Source organism: Fimbriimonas sp. LA-C6, from assembly GCF_055398105.1.
Map to the genome: position 1 here is coordinate 1,619,016 of NZ_AP038796.1, position 19,063 is coordinate 1,638,078.

Sequence of the window (19,063 nt, forward strand, 5' to 3'; positions counted from 1 at the left end):
TGCCTGAAATCGCATACGTCTAGCTTTAATTAACGCGTTTAAGTAAAATCGATTTTGGACACCCTTCTTATGCTCAAGAAATCGATTTTCTGGCCTTGCATCCTTCTCTTAGCTTCGCCGACACATGCCGGACAAGCAACTTGGTCCTTCCCCGAGCCTGGCAAAGCTGCCGGATTGCTGAATACAAAAACCGCCTCCCTCAGCAACGGCTCGATCGGATTCACCTGGTCCTTCTCCCCGTTCAAGCTCACGAAGATCAACAGTTCATGGGCATCCAAGAAGGAGTTGGTCTCCACCGCCACCCCTTTCCGCATCGTTCTCAAATCCGGACGCGTGCTCACAGCCGACCAAATGAAGGTCGTCACCGAGCCAACCCTCGGCGCCGTCCCTGTGCAGAAAGCCTCCCCATGCTTCGCAGAGGGCATCGAAGGAAAGCAGCTCCAGCTCAAACTGATCGACCCAGAGTCTGGACTCGAAGTGGCTTGGAAGGGCATCCTTCGCAACGGCTCCAACTACCTCCGCCAAGAGTTCGCCCTCACGCCTACTAAGCAAGCGGTTGATGTGGCGGACATCGTTCTGGTCGACGCCACAGCAACAACCCCCGAAGTCAGCGGCACCGTAAAAGGCTCGCCGGTAGTAGCCGGTCAGTGGTTCTTTGGCCTCGAACATCCGATGGCAAACAGCACGGTGAAGGGCAGCCAATTCACCTGCAATATCACCCGATCCATCGCCCTCCAACCCGGCATCACCACGTCCTACTCGTCAGTCATCGGCGTCTCGCCAAAGGGTCAGATGAGACGAGGCTTCCAGCGATATGTGGAGCGAGAGCGCGCACGCCCCTACAAGCCGTTCCTCCACTACAACTCCTGGTACGACCTCGGATACTTCACCAAATTCAAGGACACCGAGTGCGTGGGAGTTATCAACGCCTACGCCGACGAACTCGTTCACAAGCGAGACGTCAAGATGGACTCCTTCCTGTTCGATGACGGCTGGGACGACACCGCCACGGCTTGGGAGTTCCACTCTGGGTTCCCCAAAGGGTTCTCCCCCCTCAAAGAGGCCGCCGAGAAGATCGGTGCCGACCCAGGAATCTGGCTCTCCCCATGGGGCGGATACGGCGATCCCCACACACAGCGAGTCGCTACCGCCAAGAAGCTTGGCTACGAAACAGACGAGAACGGCTACGCACTCTCGGGTCCAAAATATTACAAGCGATTCCATGAAGTCTGCCTCGACCTCGTCGAGAAGTACGGCATCAACCAGTTCAAGTTCGACGGAACCGGCAGTCCCGACAAGCAGTACCCAGGCAGCGAATTCGGCAGCGACTTCGAGGCAGCCATCCAGCTGATCAAGGATCTCCGAATCGTCAAGCCCAGCCTGTTCATCAATCTCACCACCGGCACCTGGCCCTCGCCTTTCTGGACGCGCTACGCCGATTCCATCTGGCGCGGCGGCTACGATCACGGTTTCGCCGGAGTCGGCAGCAAACGACAGCAGTGGATGACCTACCGCGACGCCGACACCTATCACGGCATCGTCCAAAGCGGCCCCCTCTTCCCTGTCAACTCGCTGATGCTACACGGCCTCATCTACGCGCAGCATGCAGATCACCTGAACACCGACCCAGACAACGACTTCGGCTCAGAAGTCTGGTCCTATTTCGGCACCGGAACCCAGCTGCAAGAGATGTACATCTCGCCCAAGCTCCTCAACACGAGCAACTGGGACGACCTGGCGGAAGCAGCCAAGTGGGCACGAGCCAACGCCTCCGTCCTCGAAGACTCCCACTGGATCGGCGGCGACCCAAGCCTGCTAGAAGTCTACGGCCACGCGGCCTGGAACGGTAAGCGAGGCACCATCGTCCTCCGCAACCCAAGCGACAAAACACAGGCCTACTCCATTGACCTCGTGCAGGTTTTCGAGCTCCCCAGCTCTGTCAGCGGCACCTACACCGTCAAGCACTCGCGCAAAGCGGATGCAGGCAAGGCAGCTTTCGACCTCACCATTGGAAAGTCCAAAGTGATTGAACTGAAGCCCTTCGAAGTCGTAGTCTTGGAGGCTCAACCGAAATGATCACCCTGCTCGCACTCCTAGCTATCAAGACGGAAGCGATTCGTGTCGCTTGCATCACCCCACGCTTAGTATTCGACCCACGTGTAGAGGTTGCAGAACAAGGCAACTATCCATCCCAGCTACGGAAAATGCTTGGGAGCGCCTACGACTTCCGAAGCTTTGAGCACCGGGCAACCGTCGTTCAAACCAGCAGAAGGAACGCCTTAATATCGACACCAGAATTTAAGGCTGCGAAACGATTTCTCCCTCAAGTAGTGGTCCTTGAAGTCGGTCCGATGGACTCAGATCCTCGATCCTGGGACGACTCGGCAGACTCCTATGTCTCAGGAGTCAAGAAAATCGTTGCCGAGTTGCGACAGTTACCCTCAAAGCCAAAGATTCTTCTTTGCTTACCCTCGCCCGTTTGGGATAGTGCAGACTCCGACATCGCTCCGATTCGATTGGTTGAAGAGTGCATTGTTCCTCTCTTAAAACAGACCGCTCGTGAAGAGTCGTTGCAGATAATCGACTCCTTCTCGCTCTTCAAAGGTGAACGGAAGATGTTCGCAGACTCTTGGCTCCTCAACAAAGAAGGTGCGTCCCTCCTTGCCGAAGAGGTCTACAACGCCGTAGTCGACGGCAAGATCGCCAAACGCAACTGGAAACTGCGCTACGCAAGCAGTGAGGAGACCGAAGAAGGCCCCGCCCTCAACGCGATCGACGGCGACACCCGAACCTACTGGCACAGCCGATATTCCGGCAAAGAAGCCAAGTACCCCCACGAGTTCCAAATCGACCTCGGCGAAACGAAACTGATTCGCGGCTTCCGTTATCTCACGCGCCAAGACGGCGGCGTCAACGGCATGGTCCAGGATTACGAGTTCTACGTGAGCCAAGACGGCAAAGACTGGGGCAAACCGGTCATCACCGGCTCCTTCCCTGCCGTCTCCACTCCCTGCAGAGCACGCCTAGCCCAGCCTGTAGAGGCACGATACTTCAAGTTCGTCATGAAGTCCGAAGCCCACAAGATGCCCTACGCATCCATCGCCGAGCTAGACATCATCCCTGCCGCCAAATAGACACCAATGTCCCCTCCCTAAAGGAGGGGACCCACTAGGGCCTCATCCACAACCCGGCCATCCCACTCCCGAGGTAGTTCCAGCCCCAACAATTTAGCCAGCATCGCAGGCGTGTCGTAGATCTTCACATCCCGCTCAATCACGCGACCGGCAGCCACCCGTGGCCCGCGAAGGATCCAAGGGATCGTCATATCCTCCGGCATGTCCGTTCCATGCGTCCGCTCATGCCCACCGTGATCGCTCTGGACGAGAATGTGCGGATCCAAACCTTTCCGCAGCATCGCCTGCAACACCCGCTCCACACAAGCATCCGCCTCAGCCACAGCATGGAGGTACTCAGGGCTCATCCAACCGTGTACATGCCCCACCTCGTCAGTCCGCCCCAAATACACAAAGGAAAAGTCCAAGTGCTCGCGCGCCACGTAGCTCTCGAAAGCGGAAGTCACTCCCTGGTCACCACCATCAATGGTCGCCGTCTTCTCGTAGTAACTCACCACTACCGACTCGGGATCGTACAAATCCCGCAGCTGCCCCCAGTTAAAGAACGCCCCACACCGCAACCCCGCCGCAGTCGCCACATCGAACAGACTCGGCACAGGACGAACCAGCGGGTGGAACGTATTGGAAGTGATCCCATGCCGAGGCGTATCCACTCCCCGCAGCATCGATGTATGACAAGTTAGCGTCGAAGAAGGCATGACGCACTGCGCCTTCAAAGTAGAAGAACCGTTCTGCATAAAACGGTGTAACGTAGGAGTGCGGACTTCGGAAATCGCGTCGGGACGCATCCCGTCAATGCTAATGAGTATCGCTGGTGATAGAATTTTCATGAAAGAGGTCCAGAGGATGTTCTTTTCGCGGACTAAACGTGTAAATATGCTCTCAAAGTCTAGCAAGTCTTTGTTTTGGTGAATGTCATATGTCGCTGGTTAGTAGCCTTATCCTCGCAACACTTCTTCAATCGAGCCATCCCATGCAATCGAATGCACCTACTCCCCTACAACCTGTTCCCCATGCGCGACAAGTCGCCTGGCAGAACATGGAGTACTACGGCTTCATCCACTTCGGCCCCAATACCTTCACAGACCTCGAATGGGGACACGGCAGCGAAGACCCAAAGATCTTTAACCCAACCAGCCTAGACTGCCGACAGTGGGCGCGAGTGGCCAAGCAGGCAGGCATGAAGGGCCTCATCCTCACTGCCAAACACCACGACGGCTTCTGCCTCTGGCCCAGCAAATACTCCACCCACACCATCGCACAGAGCAGCTACAAGAACGGCAAAGGCGACATCATCCGCGAACTCTCGGACGCCCTGAAAGCAGAAGGACTCAAGCTAGGCATCTACCTCTCCCCATGGGATAGGAACCACCCCAAATACGGAACCCCAGAGTACAACCAGACCTTTGCTAACATGCTCAAAGAGGTCCTCGGCAACTACGGCCCAATCTTTGAAGTCTGGTTCGACGGAGCCAACGGCGAAGGCCCCAACGGCAAGAAGCAAGTGTACGACTGGCCCCTCTTCCACAAAACCGTCCGCGAGCTCCAACCCAACGCAGTGATGTTTAGCGACGCCGGTCCAGACATTCGCTGGGTAGGCAACGAGAGCGGCGTCTCCGATCCGACCTGCTGGTCCACCATCAACCGAGACCGCTACGTCCCCGGCACCCCCTACTACCAAGAGCTCACCCAAGGCCAACGAGACGGAACCCACTGGGTGGCCGCCGAGTGCGATGTTTCCATCCGTCCAGGCTGGTTCTATCATAAAGAGCAAGACGGCCAAGTAAAGACTCCTCAACAGCTGATGGACCTGTACAACCAGAACGTCGGTCAAAACGGCTCCTTCCTGCTCAACGTCCCGCCCGACCGCCGAGGTCTCATCAACGAGCACGACGTCGCCGCGCTCATGGGCTTCAAGAAACTCCGCGAGGAAACCTTCAAGAAAGACCTCGCCAAAGGCGCCAAGGTAACTGCCGATGCCACCTTCAATGGTCTCGACGCCAACAGCCTCACCAGTGGCAAAAAGAGCGCCATATGGGCCGCTCCAGAAGGGGTCAAACAAGCCACCCTTACGATCGATCTAGGGAAAACCAAGCGGTTCGACCGAATCTTGCTCCAAGAGAAGATCGAACTCGGACAGCGAGTCGCCGCCTTCACCGTAGATGCAGAAACCGATAACGGCTGGAAAGAAATCGCCAAAGGAACCACCATCGGCCACAAGCGACTCCTCCAAGTGCCCATCACCGATGCAAAGGCTCTCAGAATCCACATCACCGACTCCCGAGCGTGCCCCGTCCTGGCAGCCGTCAGCGTCTACGCATCGCCCAAAGCCTCCGTTGTCGTCGAATCAAAAGAAGCACGCGACAAGCGCATGGCCTGGTGGCGAGAGGCCCGCTTCGGAATGTTCATCCACTGGGGGCTGTACTCTGTCGCCGCAGGCGAGTGGAACGGCAAGCCCATTGGCGGAGCAGCCGAATGGATCCAGACCGGAGCACAGATCAAGCCAGAAGATTACGAGCCGCTCAAAGCCAAGTTCAACCCCGTGAAGTTCGACGCCAAACAGTGGGTCAAGATCGCCAAAGATGCGGGCATGAAGTACATCGTCATCACCAGCAAGCACCACGAAGGCTTCGGACTTTGGCCATCCAAACAGAACGACTGGAACGTCGCCTACACACCGTTCAAGCGAGACATCCTCAAAGAACTGGCACAGGCATGTAAAGAACAGGGAGTCAAGCTCTGCTTCTACCACTCCATCATGGACTGGCACCACCCCGACTACCTTCCACGCCGGTCTTGGGACACACGTGACGCCAGCAAAGCCAACTTCGATAAGTACGTCGCCTTCATGAAAGCTCAACTGAAAGAGCTCCTCACCGGCTACGGCCCCATCGGCCTCGTGTGGTTCGACGGCGAGTGGGAGGGAACCTGGACCCACGAGCGCGGCAAGGACCTCGACACCTTCGTTCGCAAGCTCCAACCCAACATCATCATCAACAACCGCGTCGACACCGGTCGAGACGGCATGGCCGGTCTCAATAACGGCGAAGGCTTCGCAGGCGACTACGGCACCCCAGAACAGGAGATCCCCGCCAACGGTCTCACCACCGACTGGGAATCGTGCATGACCATGAACGACACCTGGGGCTTCGGTAAGAACGACCACAACTGGAAGTCGTCCGAAACCATCGTCCGAAACCTCATCGACTGCGCCAGCAAAGGTGGCAACTACCTCCTCAACGTCGGCCCAACAGCCCTCGGCGAGATCCCCCAACCCAGCGTCGAGCGGCTCTCGGTCGTCGGCCAGTGGACCGAAGCAAACGGCGAAGCCATCTACTCCTCCCACGCCAGCCCATTCCCCAAAGTCCTCCCATGGGGCCGAGTCACGCAAAAGCCCGGCAAGCTCTACCTGCACGTCTTCAAAGGTGGCCGAATCTGGCTCCCCGGCTTGAAGAACAAACTGGGCGAGGCCTACTATCTCATCAACCCATCTAGCAAACTAAGCGCGGAGCAGAAGCAGGACGGCGTCTACCTCGACGTCCCAACCTACCTGCCCGACAAGCTGGCCACCGTCATCGTCCTCCCCATCACCGGCACCCCAGACATCGCGCCGATCCTGCCAAGACCCGACGCCAACGGAGTGCTCAATCTCACCGCATCCGATGCAACCATCACCGGCTCCGCCGCCAAGTTCGAAGCCAACAAAAACTGCATCGGCTTCTGGACCCGAGCCGAAGACAACGCCTCCTGGGAATTCGAACTACCCACCCCCGGTGAGTACAAACTGCAACTAGAAATAGCCTGCACCAACGAAGACGCCGGCAGCGACTACGAAGTCCAAATCGGCACCCAAACGGTAAGAGGCACCGTCCCCGCCACCGGCGGCTGGGAGTCCTTCAAAACAGTCGACCTCGGCAACGTAGCCATCGTCACCGCAGGCAAAAGCAAGTGCATCGTAAGAGCCATCAAGCTAAAAGGAGGAGGCCTCATGAACCTCCGCTCCGTCCGCCTAACCGCCAACTAACTTCCGAGCCCTTCTCCCCATGATTTTCCGAAATCAGGGGAGATTCTATGTTGGGTTGTCAATATTGGGTCCGTTCTTTTGTATGAACGGACCCTTTTGCTTGTAAACGCTCCATGCAACACGCAGCAGCTTTCTGGCGAGGATGACGTAGCTTTCGGTGCTGGAGAGTCCCTTGGCACGTTGGTTTGTGTAGTAGGGTTTCCATGCATCAATTCCAAGACTTAACATGCTCTGCTCCTTTGAGTCAGAGCGGGTAGCAACCCTTCCCACGAGACCTTGCAGAGCATCGGCGGACTTGTCTAAGCCGCGGCATTCCTCATCGGCGTTCTAAGAAGGGCGGAAGCGGTCTCCTCTCGTCTGACAATGCAGAAAAGGACAACGGAGGCTTACCGCCCTGACTCACCTCAAAGATTCCCACATCTAGAGGCACAACATGAACATACAAGGTTGGGATGAGGGGGCAAGCCTTGCAAGCTGAATCCAACACCAAACCAGCCGACTGCTCTGAAGGGGCGACCTCATAAAAGCCCAGCTCGGAGGACAGCGCAGGCCTGGGAAAGCGAAGCTTTAAAACAGGGGCGGGGTGCGGCGAATGCAGCACCAGGGCGGGAACGAAACTGTCCCTTCCTTTAAAAAGAGAAACTACCAAAACATATCCAGCGCGGGCAACCTCGATCACAGAACTCGGCTTTAGCCGCCCTTCTGCAATGTCTCCCAGGATTTGTGGCCGAAGTAGAGGCGGATGTCGTCTGCATCTACCGGCTTTACGTTCTTCTTGACGAATCGTAGTTTGTTTCCTGTTAGCTTTGGGCTGGTGAGGGCGGAGTAGACCACGGTATTGGCCGGGAGGTTCTTCCAATTCTTGTACTCCCACGCGTTGGGGGCGCTGATTTGTTTGAGGGAGGTTGGTTTGAGAGGTTTGGGGACGGCCTTGTTGTCGATGATGACCTCGACGTCGATTAGCCCAATGGTGCCTTTCCAAGAAGCGCCAGTGCTGAGGATGTAGTGGCACTCACGGATATAGCCTCCGTCGGCGGTTGCGCCAGAGCTCTCGGGGACTTCGTAGGTGTCGTGTACGACTCGCGTTTGATTCTTGGCGAAGGAGACATCCTTTGCATACCAAGATCTCGCACTATCGCCATCCTTTAGGGCTGTGATCTTCGCCGACTTCCCATCCACGAAGGCCCTGAAGTTCTTGAGGCTTTGAAAGGGTCCTTTCACTTTCCGACTGCCTTTATCGTCCTCTTCGGAAAAACCGGTTTCAAAAGCGCCCTCACCGCGATCGGGGAAGCCCATTCTTACATTGCAGGCTGCGCCTTCGTTCTTGAAAACGAAGGTGCAGTCGAAGAGCATTGTCTTGGGGAGGATTCGGATGACGATCTTCTCTCGCACCATGCGGATGCTTTTGTGGCCCTTCAGCATCGTTGGCGTGCCGCCATAAGAGATCGCAGCGTCGTCGGCGTTAGCACCAGTCAGTCCACCCAAAAGTAATGCAAGTGCAAGCGAGAATCTCATCCCCGCCATTCTACCGGGCCTGCCGGAATCTGCCTATCTTCCGTTGCTGTCTTTCTGCAACTCCGTCCGGGACGCGTGGTCGAAAAAGATTTCGATGTTGTCCGAGGTCTTGGGCTTCACGTTCTTCTTGCTGAACTTAAGGGTGTTTCCTTTCACCTGGGCGGGTGCAAAGGCGGTGTACACAATCGCTTGCTTGGGAAGCTTGTGCCAAGTCTTTAGGGTCTTGGCACCCAGGTTCTTGGCAGAATAGACGTGTAGCGGCTTCTTCGCCAACTGAGAATCTACAATCACCTCGGCTTGAATCAGCCCAATGGGCGCCTTCCAGGAAGCTCCGGTGTCGAGGATGAATTTACTACCTCTTGCTGCGCCTTCGTCACCTGTCATCCAAATGCTGTACTCGCTGAAGGTTTCGCGGATGACTCGTGTTTGGCCCTTTTTGAATGAGATTTCTAAGGTGTGCCACGACTGCGCGGGGTGATCCTCTGTGGTATCGGGACGAAGGGTTGTTTGAACCGATTTACCATCAAGGTAAGCCTGGAATTTTGACAAACCGCTAGAGGTCCCAAGATTGGCTTTTTCTAGCGGGCCCTCAAGTTGGTCGGGGAAGCCAACGGTGATCTTGCAAGGCCCGCCCTGGTTCTTGAGAACGAACGTGCAATCGTATGTTGCCGTCTTCGGGTGCAAATGGATGAGAATCTTCTCACTTGCCATCTTTACGCCACGACCAACAACCAGTTTGGGCGCGCCGCCATAAAACGCTTTGGTGTCTTCGACCTGGGCTGGGGCTGTGCCACCGAGCAACGTAAAGAGGGCAACCGTGATCATTTCCGGCATTCTACCAGTAGACAAAACACAACTGCTTTAGATATTCAGAGAATGAGCCAAAAGTTTCAGCCTCAGTCTTTTCCCATCGTATTTTCAAGCTTTTCATAAGTCATCTCTTCGAAGTGGAGTCGAATATCATCCGCGTCCACCGGCTTGACATTCTTCTTGACAAACCGCAGAGTTTTTCCTTTTGCCGTCGGATCGGTCAGGGCCGAATAGACGACAGTGCTCTTCGACAGCTGCTTCCAGTGTTCATATTCCCAGGCATTCTTTACTTTTAGTTGACGGACAGGTAGAGGACGTACAGGGGCAGGAACGCATCTTCGATCAAATATAACCTCTAAGTCAATGAGTCCGATTGGGCCCTTCCAAGAGGCTCCCGTGCTGAGGATGTAGTGGCACTCGCGAATGTAGCTGTTGGAGCCCGGAACGGAGCCGGAACTGAAAGGGATTTCGTAGGTATCTCTAACGACACGAGTCTGGTTCTTACCAAAAGAGACCACTTTCGCGTGCCACGACCGGGCATGGTCTCCATCTTTGAGGAGTGAGGTTCGACAGGCTTTGCCGTCGACATACGCGTGGAATTGTTTCAATTCCTGAAAGGGTGGATACGGTTCATGTGAGTCTGTGGCCTTCGCAGACTCAATGTCATAGTCTTCCGCAAATGCGTCCGAGCCGCGATCTGGAAAGCCCATCTTTACCTTGCAAGCTGCACCTTCGTTCTTGAAAACGAAGGTGCAGTCGAACTTCATCGTTCTTGGAAGAATCCGAATCACGATCTTTTCGCGGGCCATCCGAATTGTCGGATGGCCTTTGAGCATCTTGGGGGAGCCGCCGAAGGAGATGGCTGCGTCGTCGGCATGAGCAAGGGCGCTGACCAGCAACGAGGCAGCCAGCAATGTTAACTTCATAGTTGACACTACTACTATTTGCCCTGCGGCTTATAGTCCGCGAAGTAGAGGCGGATGTCGTCTTTGTCCTTCGGGTTGAGATTGGTTGCTTTAAACACCAGCGCTCCACCGGTTACAGTCGGCTTAGAAAAGCCGCGGTAGGCGACGGTTCCTTTCGGGAGCCTGGACCAGCCCTTGTAGCTGTACGGACTCTTCACTTTGAGGCTCTTTACTGTGATGGGGCTGAGCTTCCCACCGAGGGCATCGTCGGTAAAGTGGACGGTCACGACCGCCTTGCCAATGGAACCCTTCCAGGAGGCGCCGGTGCTCATGATGTAGTGGCACTCGTTGATTGAGCGCGACCCATTTGTGAGCCCGCCGCTGCCCCGGATCTCGTAGGTGTCGTGGATGATGCGAGTCTGGTTTGCCTTGAAGCTCACTTCTTTGGCGTGCCACGAACTCGGCCCGCTTCCATCGCGAACCAGTTTGGAGGGCACTGATTTCCCATCCACAAAGGTTCGGAAATTCTTGAGTGTTTCGAAGACTGGAGGAGACTTGTGTTTCTCCTGGGCTTCGTACTTTGCGATGTCGTGCTCGGTAGCCTCTGCGCCTTCTCCTCGGTCGGGGAAGCCCATTCGCACCTTGCATGCTTTGCCTTCGTTTTTGAACTCGAAGGTGCAGTCGAAGAACGTTGTTTGAGGGGTCACTCGGATGACGATCTTTTCGCTTACCATGCGGACACTGGGGTGTCCACGAAGCATCTTAGGAGAGCCGCCATACGAGATGGAGGCGTCATCAGCGTTTGCAATCGATCCTAAAAACAATAAACCAACTAAGGTTGCAATTTTCACACTGATGGAACGTGCAATTGAATCCTTGGTTACAAGCCTTTTAAGAGAGTTTTTTGCAACGACTAAAATAGAAATCCCTTTGCAATACGCCGAGGGTGGTCCTTTGGCTGGGGGCGTCGGCATTCGGTGGGGGGAAACGGCTACCATAGGGGTGTGGTTCGGGTTGCGATCGCATTGGGGTCCAATGTGGGCGATGCAGAAACGATGGTGCGTCGGGCCTTGGGCATGCTGGAATGTTGCATGCAGATTGAGTCTGTAAGCTCTCTGTATCGCACGGCCCCGATGTACGTGCAGGATCAGGATGCGTTTGTGAATGCGGCTTTGGTTGCTCAGACAGATCTTGGGCCTTTGCCCCTACTCAATCTCTTGAAGCGCACGGAGCGTGTGTTGGGTCGGATGCCTCGGGAGCGGTATGGGCCTCGGGAGATCGATTTGGACCTGATCACGTATGGTTCGCTGATCTACCGGTTTCGGTTTGAGGGAGAAGAGATTTTGACGGTGCCTCATCCTCGGCTGGTGGAGAGGCGTTTTGTGCTGGAACCTCTTGCTGAATTAGCACCGGATCTGGGTATTCCGGGCCTTGGAACCCTTTGTGAACTCCTTGCGAAAGCCAATGACCAGGTATCACACGTCCTGAGGCTTGAGGATGCGGTTCTATCAGTACAACGCAAGTGATGCTACGGGGAAGGTCGTGCGCGGCACGATCCAGTCCAACAGCGCCCAAGAGGCCATGGCGCAACTCCGTCAGCACAATCTGCGTGTTGAGAGCATTACTGAGCTGAACAGCGGTGGGATCGTTTCACCACCAGCTCCACAGCAGCCCGTGGCACCTCGCAAAGCTCCTGTGGGGTCGATGCCTGTTTCTCGACCTGCTTCTGCACCCGTTCCTCAAGTGAGCGCTCCCTCTGTCGCTCCGGCACCCGATGTGATCCATACGGTGATGGGGTCTGACAAGGAGCGGATGTTCATCTTCTCGCAGTTGGCGGCTGCGTTGCGTGCCGGTATCAATCCGGCACAGGCGTTTTCGGAGATTGGTCAGCGGTCTAAACCTTATTACACGAAGACCTTGAAAGAGGCTGGTGACGCTGCAGTGGAGGGTCGGCCAGTGAGCACCGTTTTCGCTCGGTATCCCGACTTGTATCCGGAGCACGTGGTGGGCGTTGTTCGTGCTGCTGAGCTAGGTGGTTTCTTACCTGAAGGGTTCGATGAGATTTCGCGCCACGCGGAATCGGCTCATGCGTTTAAGCGCTGGTTTTTCTGGGTTTGGTTCGTGGCGATCAATGCGCTTCTGTCGATTCCGGGCATGTGGATTACGACCCGCATGATGTTAGGTGGGTGGGAGAACATTGATAAGAAGGGGGGCACAAACGCTAACGGGCAATTGATGTCTCCTTCTGAAGGGCTTGCTGAACTGACAAGCGCCCTTGTGAAGCAGTTGATTTGGCCTTGGGGGCCTCTGACGCTTCTGTTTTGGTTTATTGTGTGGTTGATCCGGCGGTACTTCGGATCGCGGATTGCTCGGCGGACGCGGCACCGGTTGGGGTTGAAGCTGCCGGTTTTTGGTCCGCGTGCGAGGCATGAGAACCTAGCCCGTTTTGCGTGGACGATGTCTCGGGTTTCCAAAATTGGAGTCCCTCCGGCTCGGGCATGGCAAGCGGCAGCGGAGTCGGTTCAAAACCTGGAGATGCGTGATCGGCTGGTCCACATTGGGTCGGCTTTAAGTGGTCAGGAAAAGATGTCGGACATCGTTTTCCGTTCGCAGATCTTTCCGGATGAGTATGCACCTGTTGTAGCGACGGCTGAGTACACGGGCGACTTGCCGGGCGCGCTGGATCAGCTTTCGCGCATGAGCAATGGGGAGTTTCAGTCTGCCCAGAACTATGCTAAGGCTCGGAGCGGTTGTTGGGGTGCCCTGGGGTGCTTTATGACTTCGGCAATTATGCTGGGGATGCTGTGGTACGCCTGGTATCACGAGTTGCCCGCAAAAGTGCTGGACGGGCTGGAACCGTAGGTTGTAGGGCGTCGGGCCTAGTTCTTGACAGAAAAATGCTCTGGGCTGGTTTGGGCTCAAACCAATATCCCGCAATCAAACGTCTTGAGGCTACGAAATGCCGTTCTTTCAGTACAACGCCGTGGATGCGGCTGCCAAGAGTTTGCGAGGCACGATTCAGGCTGGCAGCGCCCAAGAGGCGAAGCTGTTGCTGGAACAGCGCGGGTTTCGGGTTGCGAGCGTTGTGGAATTGGGCGACTTCACCCCTTCAACACGCACCGTTCAGAGTGTTCCCCTTCCGGCTGATGTTGTACGGACTGTTTATGGATCTGACAAGGATCGGCTCTTCATCTTTGCTCAGCTTGCGGCTTCGTTGAAGGCGGGGATCAATCCTGCACAGGCTTTGGATGAGATCAGCCGGCGGTCGAAGTCGCATTTTACGGAGTCGTTGAAGGAAGCTGGGGATGCTGCGGTTCACGGGAAACCAATCAGTGATGTGTTTGCCCGATATCCGGACCTGTACCCCGAGCATGTCGTTGGGGTTTTGCGGGCGGCGGAGCTGGGCGGCTTTTTGCCTGAGGCGTTTGAGGAGATCTCTCGCCAGGCAGAGAGTTCTCATCACTTCAAACGGTGGTTCTTCTGGGTGGGGTTTGTGATTGTCAACACGTTGCTGACGATTCCCGGAACTTGGATTCTGATGCGGACCACGCTTCGCACTTGGGACAGTGTGGATGCGAAGGGTGGCGTGGGGGCTCATGGCGGGCAGATGACAGCTTCCGAGATGGTGCACGAGATGGGCGCTGCTTTGGCAAAGGAGCTTTTGTGGCCCTTAGGTCCGCTGACGCTGTTGGTTTGGTTAATTGTTTGGCTCATCCGTCGGTATTTCGGCTCTCGGATTGGGAAGCGGTCGCGGCATGTGGTGAGTTCGCGAGCGCCTGTTTTTGGCAAGCGGACCAAGCATGAGAGTCTGGCCCGTTTCTCTTGGACGATGTCCCGAGTTTCGCATGTGGGGATTGCGCCTGCGCGTGCTTGGCAGGTGGCTGCGGAGTCGGTGCCAAACCTTGAGATTCGGGATCAGTTGGTGAGCATTGGGGCGGCTTTGTCGGGTCAGGAAAAGATGTCGGACATCTTGTTTCGGACGAAGCTGTTCCCGGATGCTTATGCGCCTGTGGTTGCGACGGCGGAGTTCACAGGGGATCTCCCGGGGGCGTTGGATCAGCTGGCGCGATTGAGTCAGGGCGAGTTTCAGTCTGCGCAGAACCAGGCCAAGGCACGGAGTGGATGCTGGGGGGCGCTTGGCTGTTTTGTGACGGCCGGGATCAGCATTGCCATCTTCTGTTATGTTATGTATCAGCAGTTGCCCGCTAAAGTATTGAACGGAACAGAACCTTAAGCCGATAATGAACCCGATGCTGTCATTTTGACGAGGATCGACGTTAGGAAATAGACACACGATGCCAACCTACGAATATCAAGCGGAGCGCACAGACGGCACAACTGAGCGCGGAATTGTGTTTGGAACATCCCTCGACGGGGTGGCCAGTGAGCTTGCCGCGAAGGGCATGCGTGTGACTCAGATCGGGATTGCGACGGGTGGGAACGACCCTATACCTAGTTCCTTCGTATCTCAGGCTCGGCCTCAGGAGAGGTCTGCGGGTGAAGTGAATCGGCCTTCGCCGACTGCCAACCCCTACGACGTGCCTTCTCCGATGGATGAGAAGCAGTTGGAGCGGGATAAGCGCGAGACGGAGCAGCGGTCTTACCTTGCGACTTCCGTGTTTGGTCCGTTGGTGGGCAAGGTCAGTCTCACTGCGCTTTCGTTCTTCTTCCGGCAGTCGGGCACGATGCTGCAGGCGGGTGTGCCTATGGTCCAGGCGTTTAATACGCTGGCTGGGCAGGCGCGGGAGCCGAAGCTGAGGAAGATTTTGCACGAGGTTGCCCGGCACGTAGAGGCTGGTCGGCCAGTTTCTGCGGGGCTTCAGCGGTATCCGGAAGTGTTTACGCCGGTGATGATGTCGCTGCTGCGTGCGGGTGAAGAGGGCGGGTTTATGGACCATGCGCTTCACACGGTTGCCGACTACATTGACCAGGAGATGGAGCTTCGGAACCTGTATCGGCGGATCACGTTCTATCCGAAGCTGCAGATCATCGCTTCCATGTTGATCATCATGGGCGCGAATGCGATTATCGATTCAGTGAAGCCTGGCGCGAAGGGGTTGAGTTCTCCTTTGACAACCATCTCGACTTGGTATTGGCTTGGGCCACTGATCATTGGCATCTTCCTGTTTCTGCGCGTTGGGTTGGCGAACCCTCGGATTAAGTACAACTGGGATTTGGTAATCAGCGTGATTCCTTATTTGGGAACCACCATGAAGCAGTTGGCAATGGCGCGGTTTGGGCGTGCTTTTGGAGCTTTGTACAAGAGTGGTGTTCCGATGTCGAAGGCGTTTATGTTATCGGCAGACGCGTGTGGCAATGAGTACCTGCGCGCAAAGATGTATCCGGCGGTGAAGAAGCTGGAGAGCGGCGCGCCGATTGGCGAGACGCTGACGGAGACGGGGGCGTTCTCTCCGATTGTGTTGGACATGATTCACACGGGTGAGACGACTGGCAGTTTGGACCAGATGTTGAACCGGATGTCGGACTTTTACATTAGCGAAGCGGCCGTTCGTCAGACTCAGTTGGCCTATGCCGTGGGTGTGGTGGTTGGCCTTGGCGTGGCGATCTACATTGGATATATCGTGATCACGTTCTATGTGGGCTATGGCAGCGATATGAACAAGATGATCAATCAATAACGACCCTTATGGCAGCCCCTAAGACGCATTACGACACCCTGGGAGTAGGGCGGAGTGCGTCTGCGGATCAGATCAAGACCGCCTACAGAAAGCTGGTTTTGAAGCATCATCCGGATCGATCGAGTGATCCTGCTTCGGCTGGGAAGTTCATTCAGATAACAGAGGCGTACGAGGTGCTTTCGGATGCGAGCGCTCGGCGAAGTTACGACGATTACCTAGCAGATCGGGCGCGGCGTGTGGCGGAACAGCAGGCTGCACAGAAGCGGAAGGCGCAGCAGGCCGCTCCTGCTCCCCCACCTCCTAAGCCGAAGGCGGAACCTCGGGTTTCGGTTGCGGCGGATGTCGCTCGGGTTTCGGCCATGTTCTCTCGGGGGCAGTTTGCAGATGCGGAGAAGCTTGCCCAGAAGATATTAGAGATCGATCCCAAGCAGCCGGTTCCTTATGCGGTGTTGGGCGATCTGGCGCGGTCTCGGGGCAAGGTGGCGGATGCGGCGAAGATGTACTCGTATGCGCTTCAGATGGACCCTCGGAACGCTTTGTATTTGCGTCGGTACGAGGATCTGCTTCAACGGAGCAAGATGACGGAGACCGGTGCGAAACATTCGGTGACGCTTCAGGCGGAGGATCGAGGCTCGTTTGCGATCATTGCTTTGGTGGTGATGGTGGTAATCGAGGCGATTTACGTGATGGTCTCGCCTGAGAAGTCCGCGATGAGGCCGGTTGGGCCCGTTTCAACTTGGACCGTGGGACTCATCGTGATGCTGTTCCTGTCTGGGGTGACTACGGGGGCTTGCCTTTCGGTTGGGAATTTGCTGGACCGCTTGGAGGCAATGACCAGTGGTCGTGTCGGCCCTACGGTTGCGCTTGGGGTGATCGCTATTGTGAGTTTCCCTGCGGCATGTGCCATTTACGGGTTGATCGGGCTGGTTCAGAAGGGCTTTAACTACACGACGACACGGTTATTGATGGGTGTGGGTGGTTCGACGGTGGTCATGGCTTTGGCGGCGACACTCTCGACGGCCGGGATTTCGCCGATGCAGGTGTTGATCTGGGGTGGGAACCTGGTTTATATTGGGTCGCTCTGCGGTTGGATGGTTTCTGACAGCTTCAAACGGTTTTAGTCTCAGCCGAATGTTACGAGGGTCTGCCATAATCGAAATGAGATGAAGGTCAGCATAATTGGTGGTGGTGGTCGCGTCGGTTCCGACGCAGCGTACGCTTTACAGTTCGGCGGCGTTGTTCGCGAAATCGCGCTCGTCGATATGAACCCAGACATGGCTGCAGGAGAGGCTTTGGACCTGCGCCACGGCGCATCGCTCACGTCGAACCAGAAGTTCACGTCTTCGAACGAGTACTCGATTGTGAATGGTTCCGACTGTGTGGTCATTACGGCCGGCCTTCGCCGCAAACCGGATGAGACTCGCTTGGAGCTTGTCAACCGCAACGTGAGCCTGTTCAAAGGCATTTTGGACAGCATCAAGGGCGTGAAGCTGAACGAGGGCGCAACGATTTTGGTCGTTTCCAACCCTGTGGACATCTTGACTCACTTGGCTGCTCAGTCGGGGATCGTCCCTGTTTCTCAGGTGCTCGGTTTGGGTACGGTGCTTGACACTTGCCGATTCCGATCGCTGCTTGCAGATCACTACAACGTGAACGCAACCGACGTGAAGGCTCTCATTTTGGGCGAGCACGGCGACTCGATGGTTCCGATTCTTTCTTCTGCAACCGTGGGTGGCGTTCCAATGTCGTCCATTGCCGGTTACAGCGAGGAATCGATCAAGGGCGTATTCGAGTTCACTCGAAAGTCGGGTGCGGAAGTCATCCGGTTGAAGGGTGGCGCGGGTCGCGCAGTTGGCGTTTCGATCAAGGAAGTGGTTGAGGCAATCGCGCTGAACACGGAAGCCGTTCTGCCGGTGAGTTCGGTTCAGACGGGCGTGCTTGGCATCTCGGACATTTCGCTTTCGCTGCCTACCAAGGTGGGTCGCCACGGCGTGGTCGAGGTTTTGGCTCCTTCGGTAAATGACGAAGAGCGCGAGGGTCTGTTGAAGTCGGCCCAGTCTCTCAAAGACGTTTTCGCACAGATCCAGTAGGATTGGGATGGCCCTCCCCGGCTTTCGAGCTGGGGAGGGCTTTTTTGTTTTTCATTTGAACCAAAAAGCGCAGCCTTCGCGTGGGGACGGGCATTCATCTAGACCCGACAAGTATCGCTGTGCGATTTGACTCGTATTTGGAGCACCAGATAGCCGTCAAGATAAGACCTTGCCAAGTTGATACGAGTCTTTGCTGCCAATCACTAAAAGCAAGCAATCGCCTGATTCCCCTTCGTAACAACCGCTTTACCCTTTGCCGGATTAAAGCGAGTCAGCACGTATATCTGACCGATGGAGGGAACCTCGTCGATTAAGCTGAGGAGACTCTCGGAGCGGGTCGTGGTTTGAAGTTGACTAGTAACCAGGATTATAGGAATCAACCTCATAACAAGACTTTCAGTACTCACAGAGGCTTACTTCTCCGATCGATACATGAAGTTGAGCAGACCTGCCCTAGGCCGGACCTTCAATTTTCACATACAGCTTAAAGTGAGGCTGACCCCAATTCCACCTTGTTTAGCATCGCGGTCAAGTGGGTCATATCCGAAAACATGCGCAGCAGCACCAGTGAAGAAACGAACCAGTCCCTTCCTCAGTACGACAACCCACCGACGTTAGCAAACTGAACCAATGTGAGCGAACCCTCCGAAAGCCCTTCTCCCCCGAATTCTCCGGAATTTGGGGGAGAAGGGTTGGGATGAGGGGGAAAATCCTTTCAAGCACCACACCAAACCAACCCAGCCGACTGACCCAAAGCGACGTCCGAAAGCCCTGAAGGGGCGACCTCACAAAAGCCTATCTCGAAGCGAAGCGCAGGGCTAGGACCGCATCCCAAAATAAAGGGGTGGGGTGCGGCGGATGCAGCACCAGGGCGGGGACCATCACTGTCCCTTCCTCACTAAGACAACCCACCAATCCAATCACCAACTCTACAAACCACGTCCGA

15 protein-coding genes are annotated in these 19,063 nt (G+C 55.9%); 9 read left to right on the forward strand and 6 right to left on the reverse strand.

The annotated features are described in order from the left end of the window. Window positions 1-54: 54 nt before the first annotated feature. Complete coding sequence (locus ACZ51B_RS07560) at window positions 55-2,076, forward strand: alpha-amylase family protein (protein ID WP_464296627.1); 2,022 nt, start codon at window positions 55-57, stop codon at window positions 2,074-2,076. Further along, complete coding sequence (locus ACZ51B_RS07565; RefSeq protein WP_464296628.1) at window positions 2,073-3,134, forward strand: discoidin domain-containing protein; 1,062 nt, start codon at window positions 2,073-2,075, stop codon at window positions 3,132-3,134. Before ACZ51B_RS07560 ends, ACZ51B_RS07565 begins: the two co-directional genes overlap by 4 nt. Before the next feature lie 17 nt (window positions 3,135-3,151). Here the strand turns inward: ACZ51B_RS07565 and ACZ51B_RS07570 are convergent, their stop codons facing one another. Then, complete coding sequence (locus tag ACZ51B_RS07570; RefSeq protein ID WP_464296629.1) at window positions 3,152-3,964, reverse strand: alkaline phosphatase family protein; 813 nt, start codon at window positions 3,962-3,964, stop codon at window positions 3,152-3,154. A gap of 89 nt (window positions 3,965-4,053) precedes the next feature. Between ACZ51B_RS07570 and ACZ51B_RS07575 the strand changes: the two genes are divergently transcribed. Then, on the forward strand, window positions 4,054-7,158 hold the full coding sequence (locus ACZ51B_RS07575) for an alpha-L-fucosidase (protein WP_464296630.1): 3,105 nt from the start codon (window positions 4,054-4,056) through the stop codon (window positions 7,156-7,158). A 45-nt stretch (window positions 7,159-7,203) separates the two neighbouring features. On the opposite strand, the gene ACZ51B_RS07580 is transcribed toward ACZ51B_RS07575, so the two are convergent. From ACZ51B_RS07580 to ACZ51B_RS07600, 5 genes are all read right to left on the reverse strand, one after another. Beyond that, window positions 7,204-7,386 (reverse strand): hypothetical protein, encoded by a 183-nt coding sequence (locus ACZ51B_RS07580; RefSeq protein WP_464296075.1) that lies wholly within the window; start codon window positions 7,384-7,386, stop codon window positions 7,204-7,206. A 462-nt stretch (window positions 7,387-7,848) separates the two neighbouring features. Beyond that, window positions 7,849-8,673, reverse strand: coding sequence for a hypothetical protein (locus ACZ51B_RS07585; protein ID WP_464296631.1), 825 nt, complete (start codon window positions 8,671-8,673; stop codon window positions 7,849-7,851). A 33-nt stretch (window positions 8,674-8,706) separates the two neighbouring features. Next, a complete protein-coding gene (locus ACZ51B_RS07590) occupies window positions 8,707-9,498 on the reverse strand; it encodes a hypothetical protein (protein ID WP_464296632.1) in 792 nt (263 codons plus the stop codon). 71 nt (window positions 9,499-9,569) lie between these two features. Further along, the gene (locus ACZ51B_RS07595) at window positions 9,570-10,409 is read right to left on the reverse strand and encodes a hypothetical protein (RefSeq protein ID WP_464296633.1); all 840 of its coding nucleotides are present in this window, start codon (window positions 10,407-10,409) and stop codon (window positions 9,570-9,572) included. A gap of 14 nt (window positions 10,410-10,423) precedes the next feature. Further along, window positions 10,424-11,212 (reverse strand): hypothetical protein, encoded by a 789-nt coding sequence (locus ACZ51B_RS07600; RefSeq protein ID WP_464296634.1) that lies wholly within the window; start codon window positions 11,210-11,212, stop codon window positions 10,424-10,426. 180 nt (window positions 11,213-11,392) lie between these two features. Here ACZ51B_RS07600 and folK point away from each other — a divergent pair, with 180 nt between their 5' ends. The 6 genes from folK (at window position 11,393) to ACZ51B_RS07630 (ending at window position 18,117) form a co-directional block, all read left to right on the forward strand. Continuing rightward, a complete protein-coding gene (gene folK / locus ACZ51B_RS07605) occupies window positions 11,393-11,914 on the forward strand; it encodes a 2-amino-4-hydroxy-6-hydroxymethyldihydropteridine diphosphokinase (protein WP_464296635.1) in 522 nt (173 codons plus the stop codon). Further along, a complete protein-coding gene (locus tag ACZ51B_RS07610) occupies window positions 11,886-13,250 on the forward strand; it encodes a type II secretion system F family protein (protein WP_464296636.1) in 1,365 nt (454 codons plus the stop codon). The genes folK and ACZ51B_RS07610 overlap by 29 nt, the downstream gene beginning before the upstream one ends. A 97-nt stretch (window positions 13,251-13,347) precedes the next feature. Continuing rightward, on the forward strand, window positions 13,348-14,622 hold the full coding sequence (locus tag ACZ51B_RS07615) for a type II secretion system F family protein (protein WP_464296637.1): 1,275 nt from the start codon (window positions 13,348-13,350) through the stop codon (window positions 14,620-14,622). Between the two features lie 61 nt (window positions 14,623-14,683). Beyond that, the gene (locus ACZ51B_RS07620; RefSeq protein ID WP_464296638.1) at window positions 14,684-16,027 is read left to right on the forward strand and encodes a type II secretion system F family protein; all 1,344 of its coding nucleotides are present in this window, start codon (window positions 14,684-14,686) and stop codon (window positions 16,025-16,027) included. 8 nt (window positions 16,028-16,035) lie between these two features. Continuing rightward, window positions 16,036-17,148, forward strand: coding sequence for a J domain-containing protein (locus ACZ51B_RS07625; protein ID WP_464296639.1), 1,113 nt, complete (start codon window positions 16,036-16,038; stop codon window positions 17,146-17,148). Between the two features lie 42 nt (window positions 17,149-17,190). Beyond that, complete coding sequence (locus ACZ51B_RS07630) at window positions 17,191-18,117, forward strand: malate dehydrogenase (protein WP_464296640.1); 927 nt, start codon at window positions 17,191-17,193, stop codon at window positions 18,115-18,117. The last annotated feature ends 946 nt before the right edge of the window (window positions 18,118-19,063 follow it).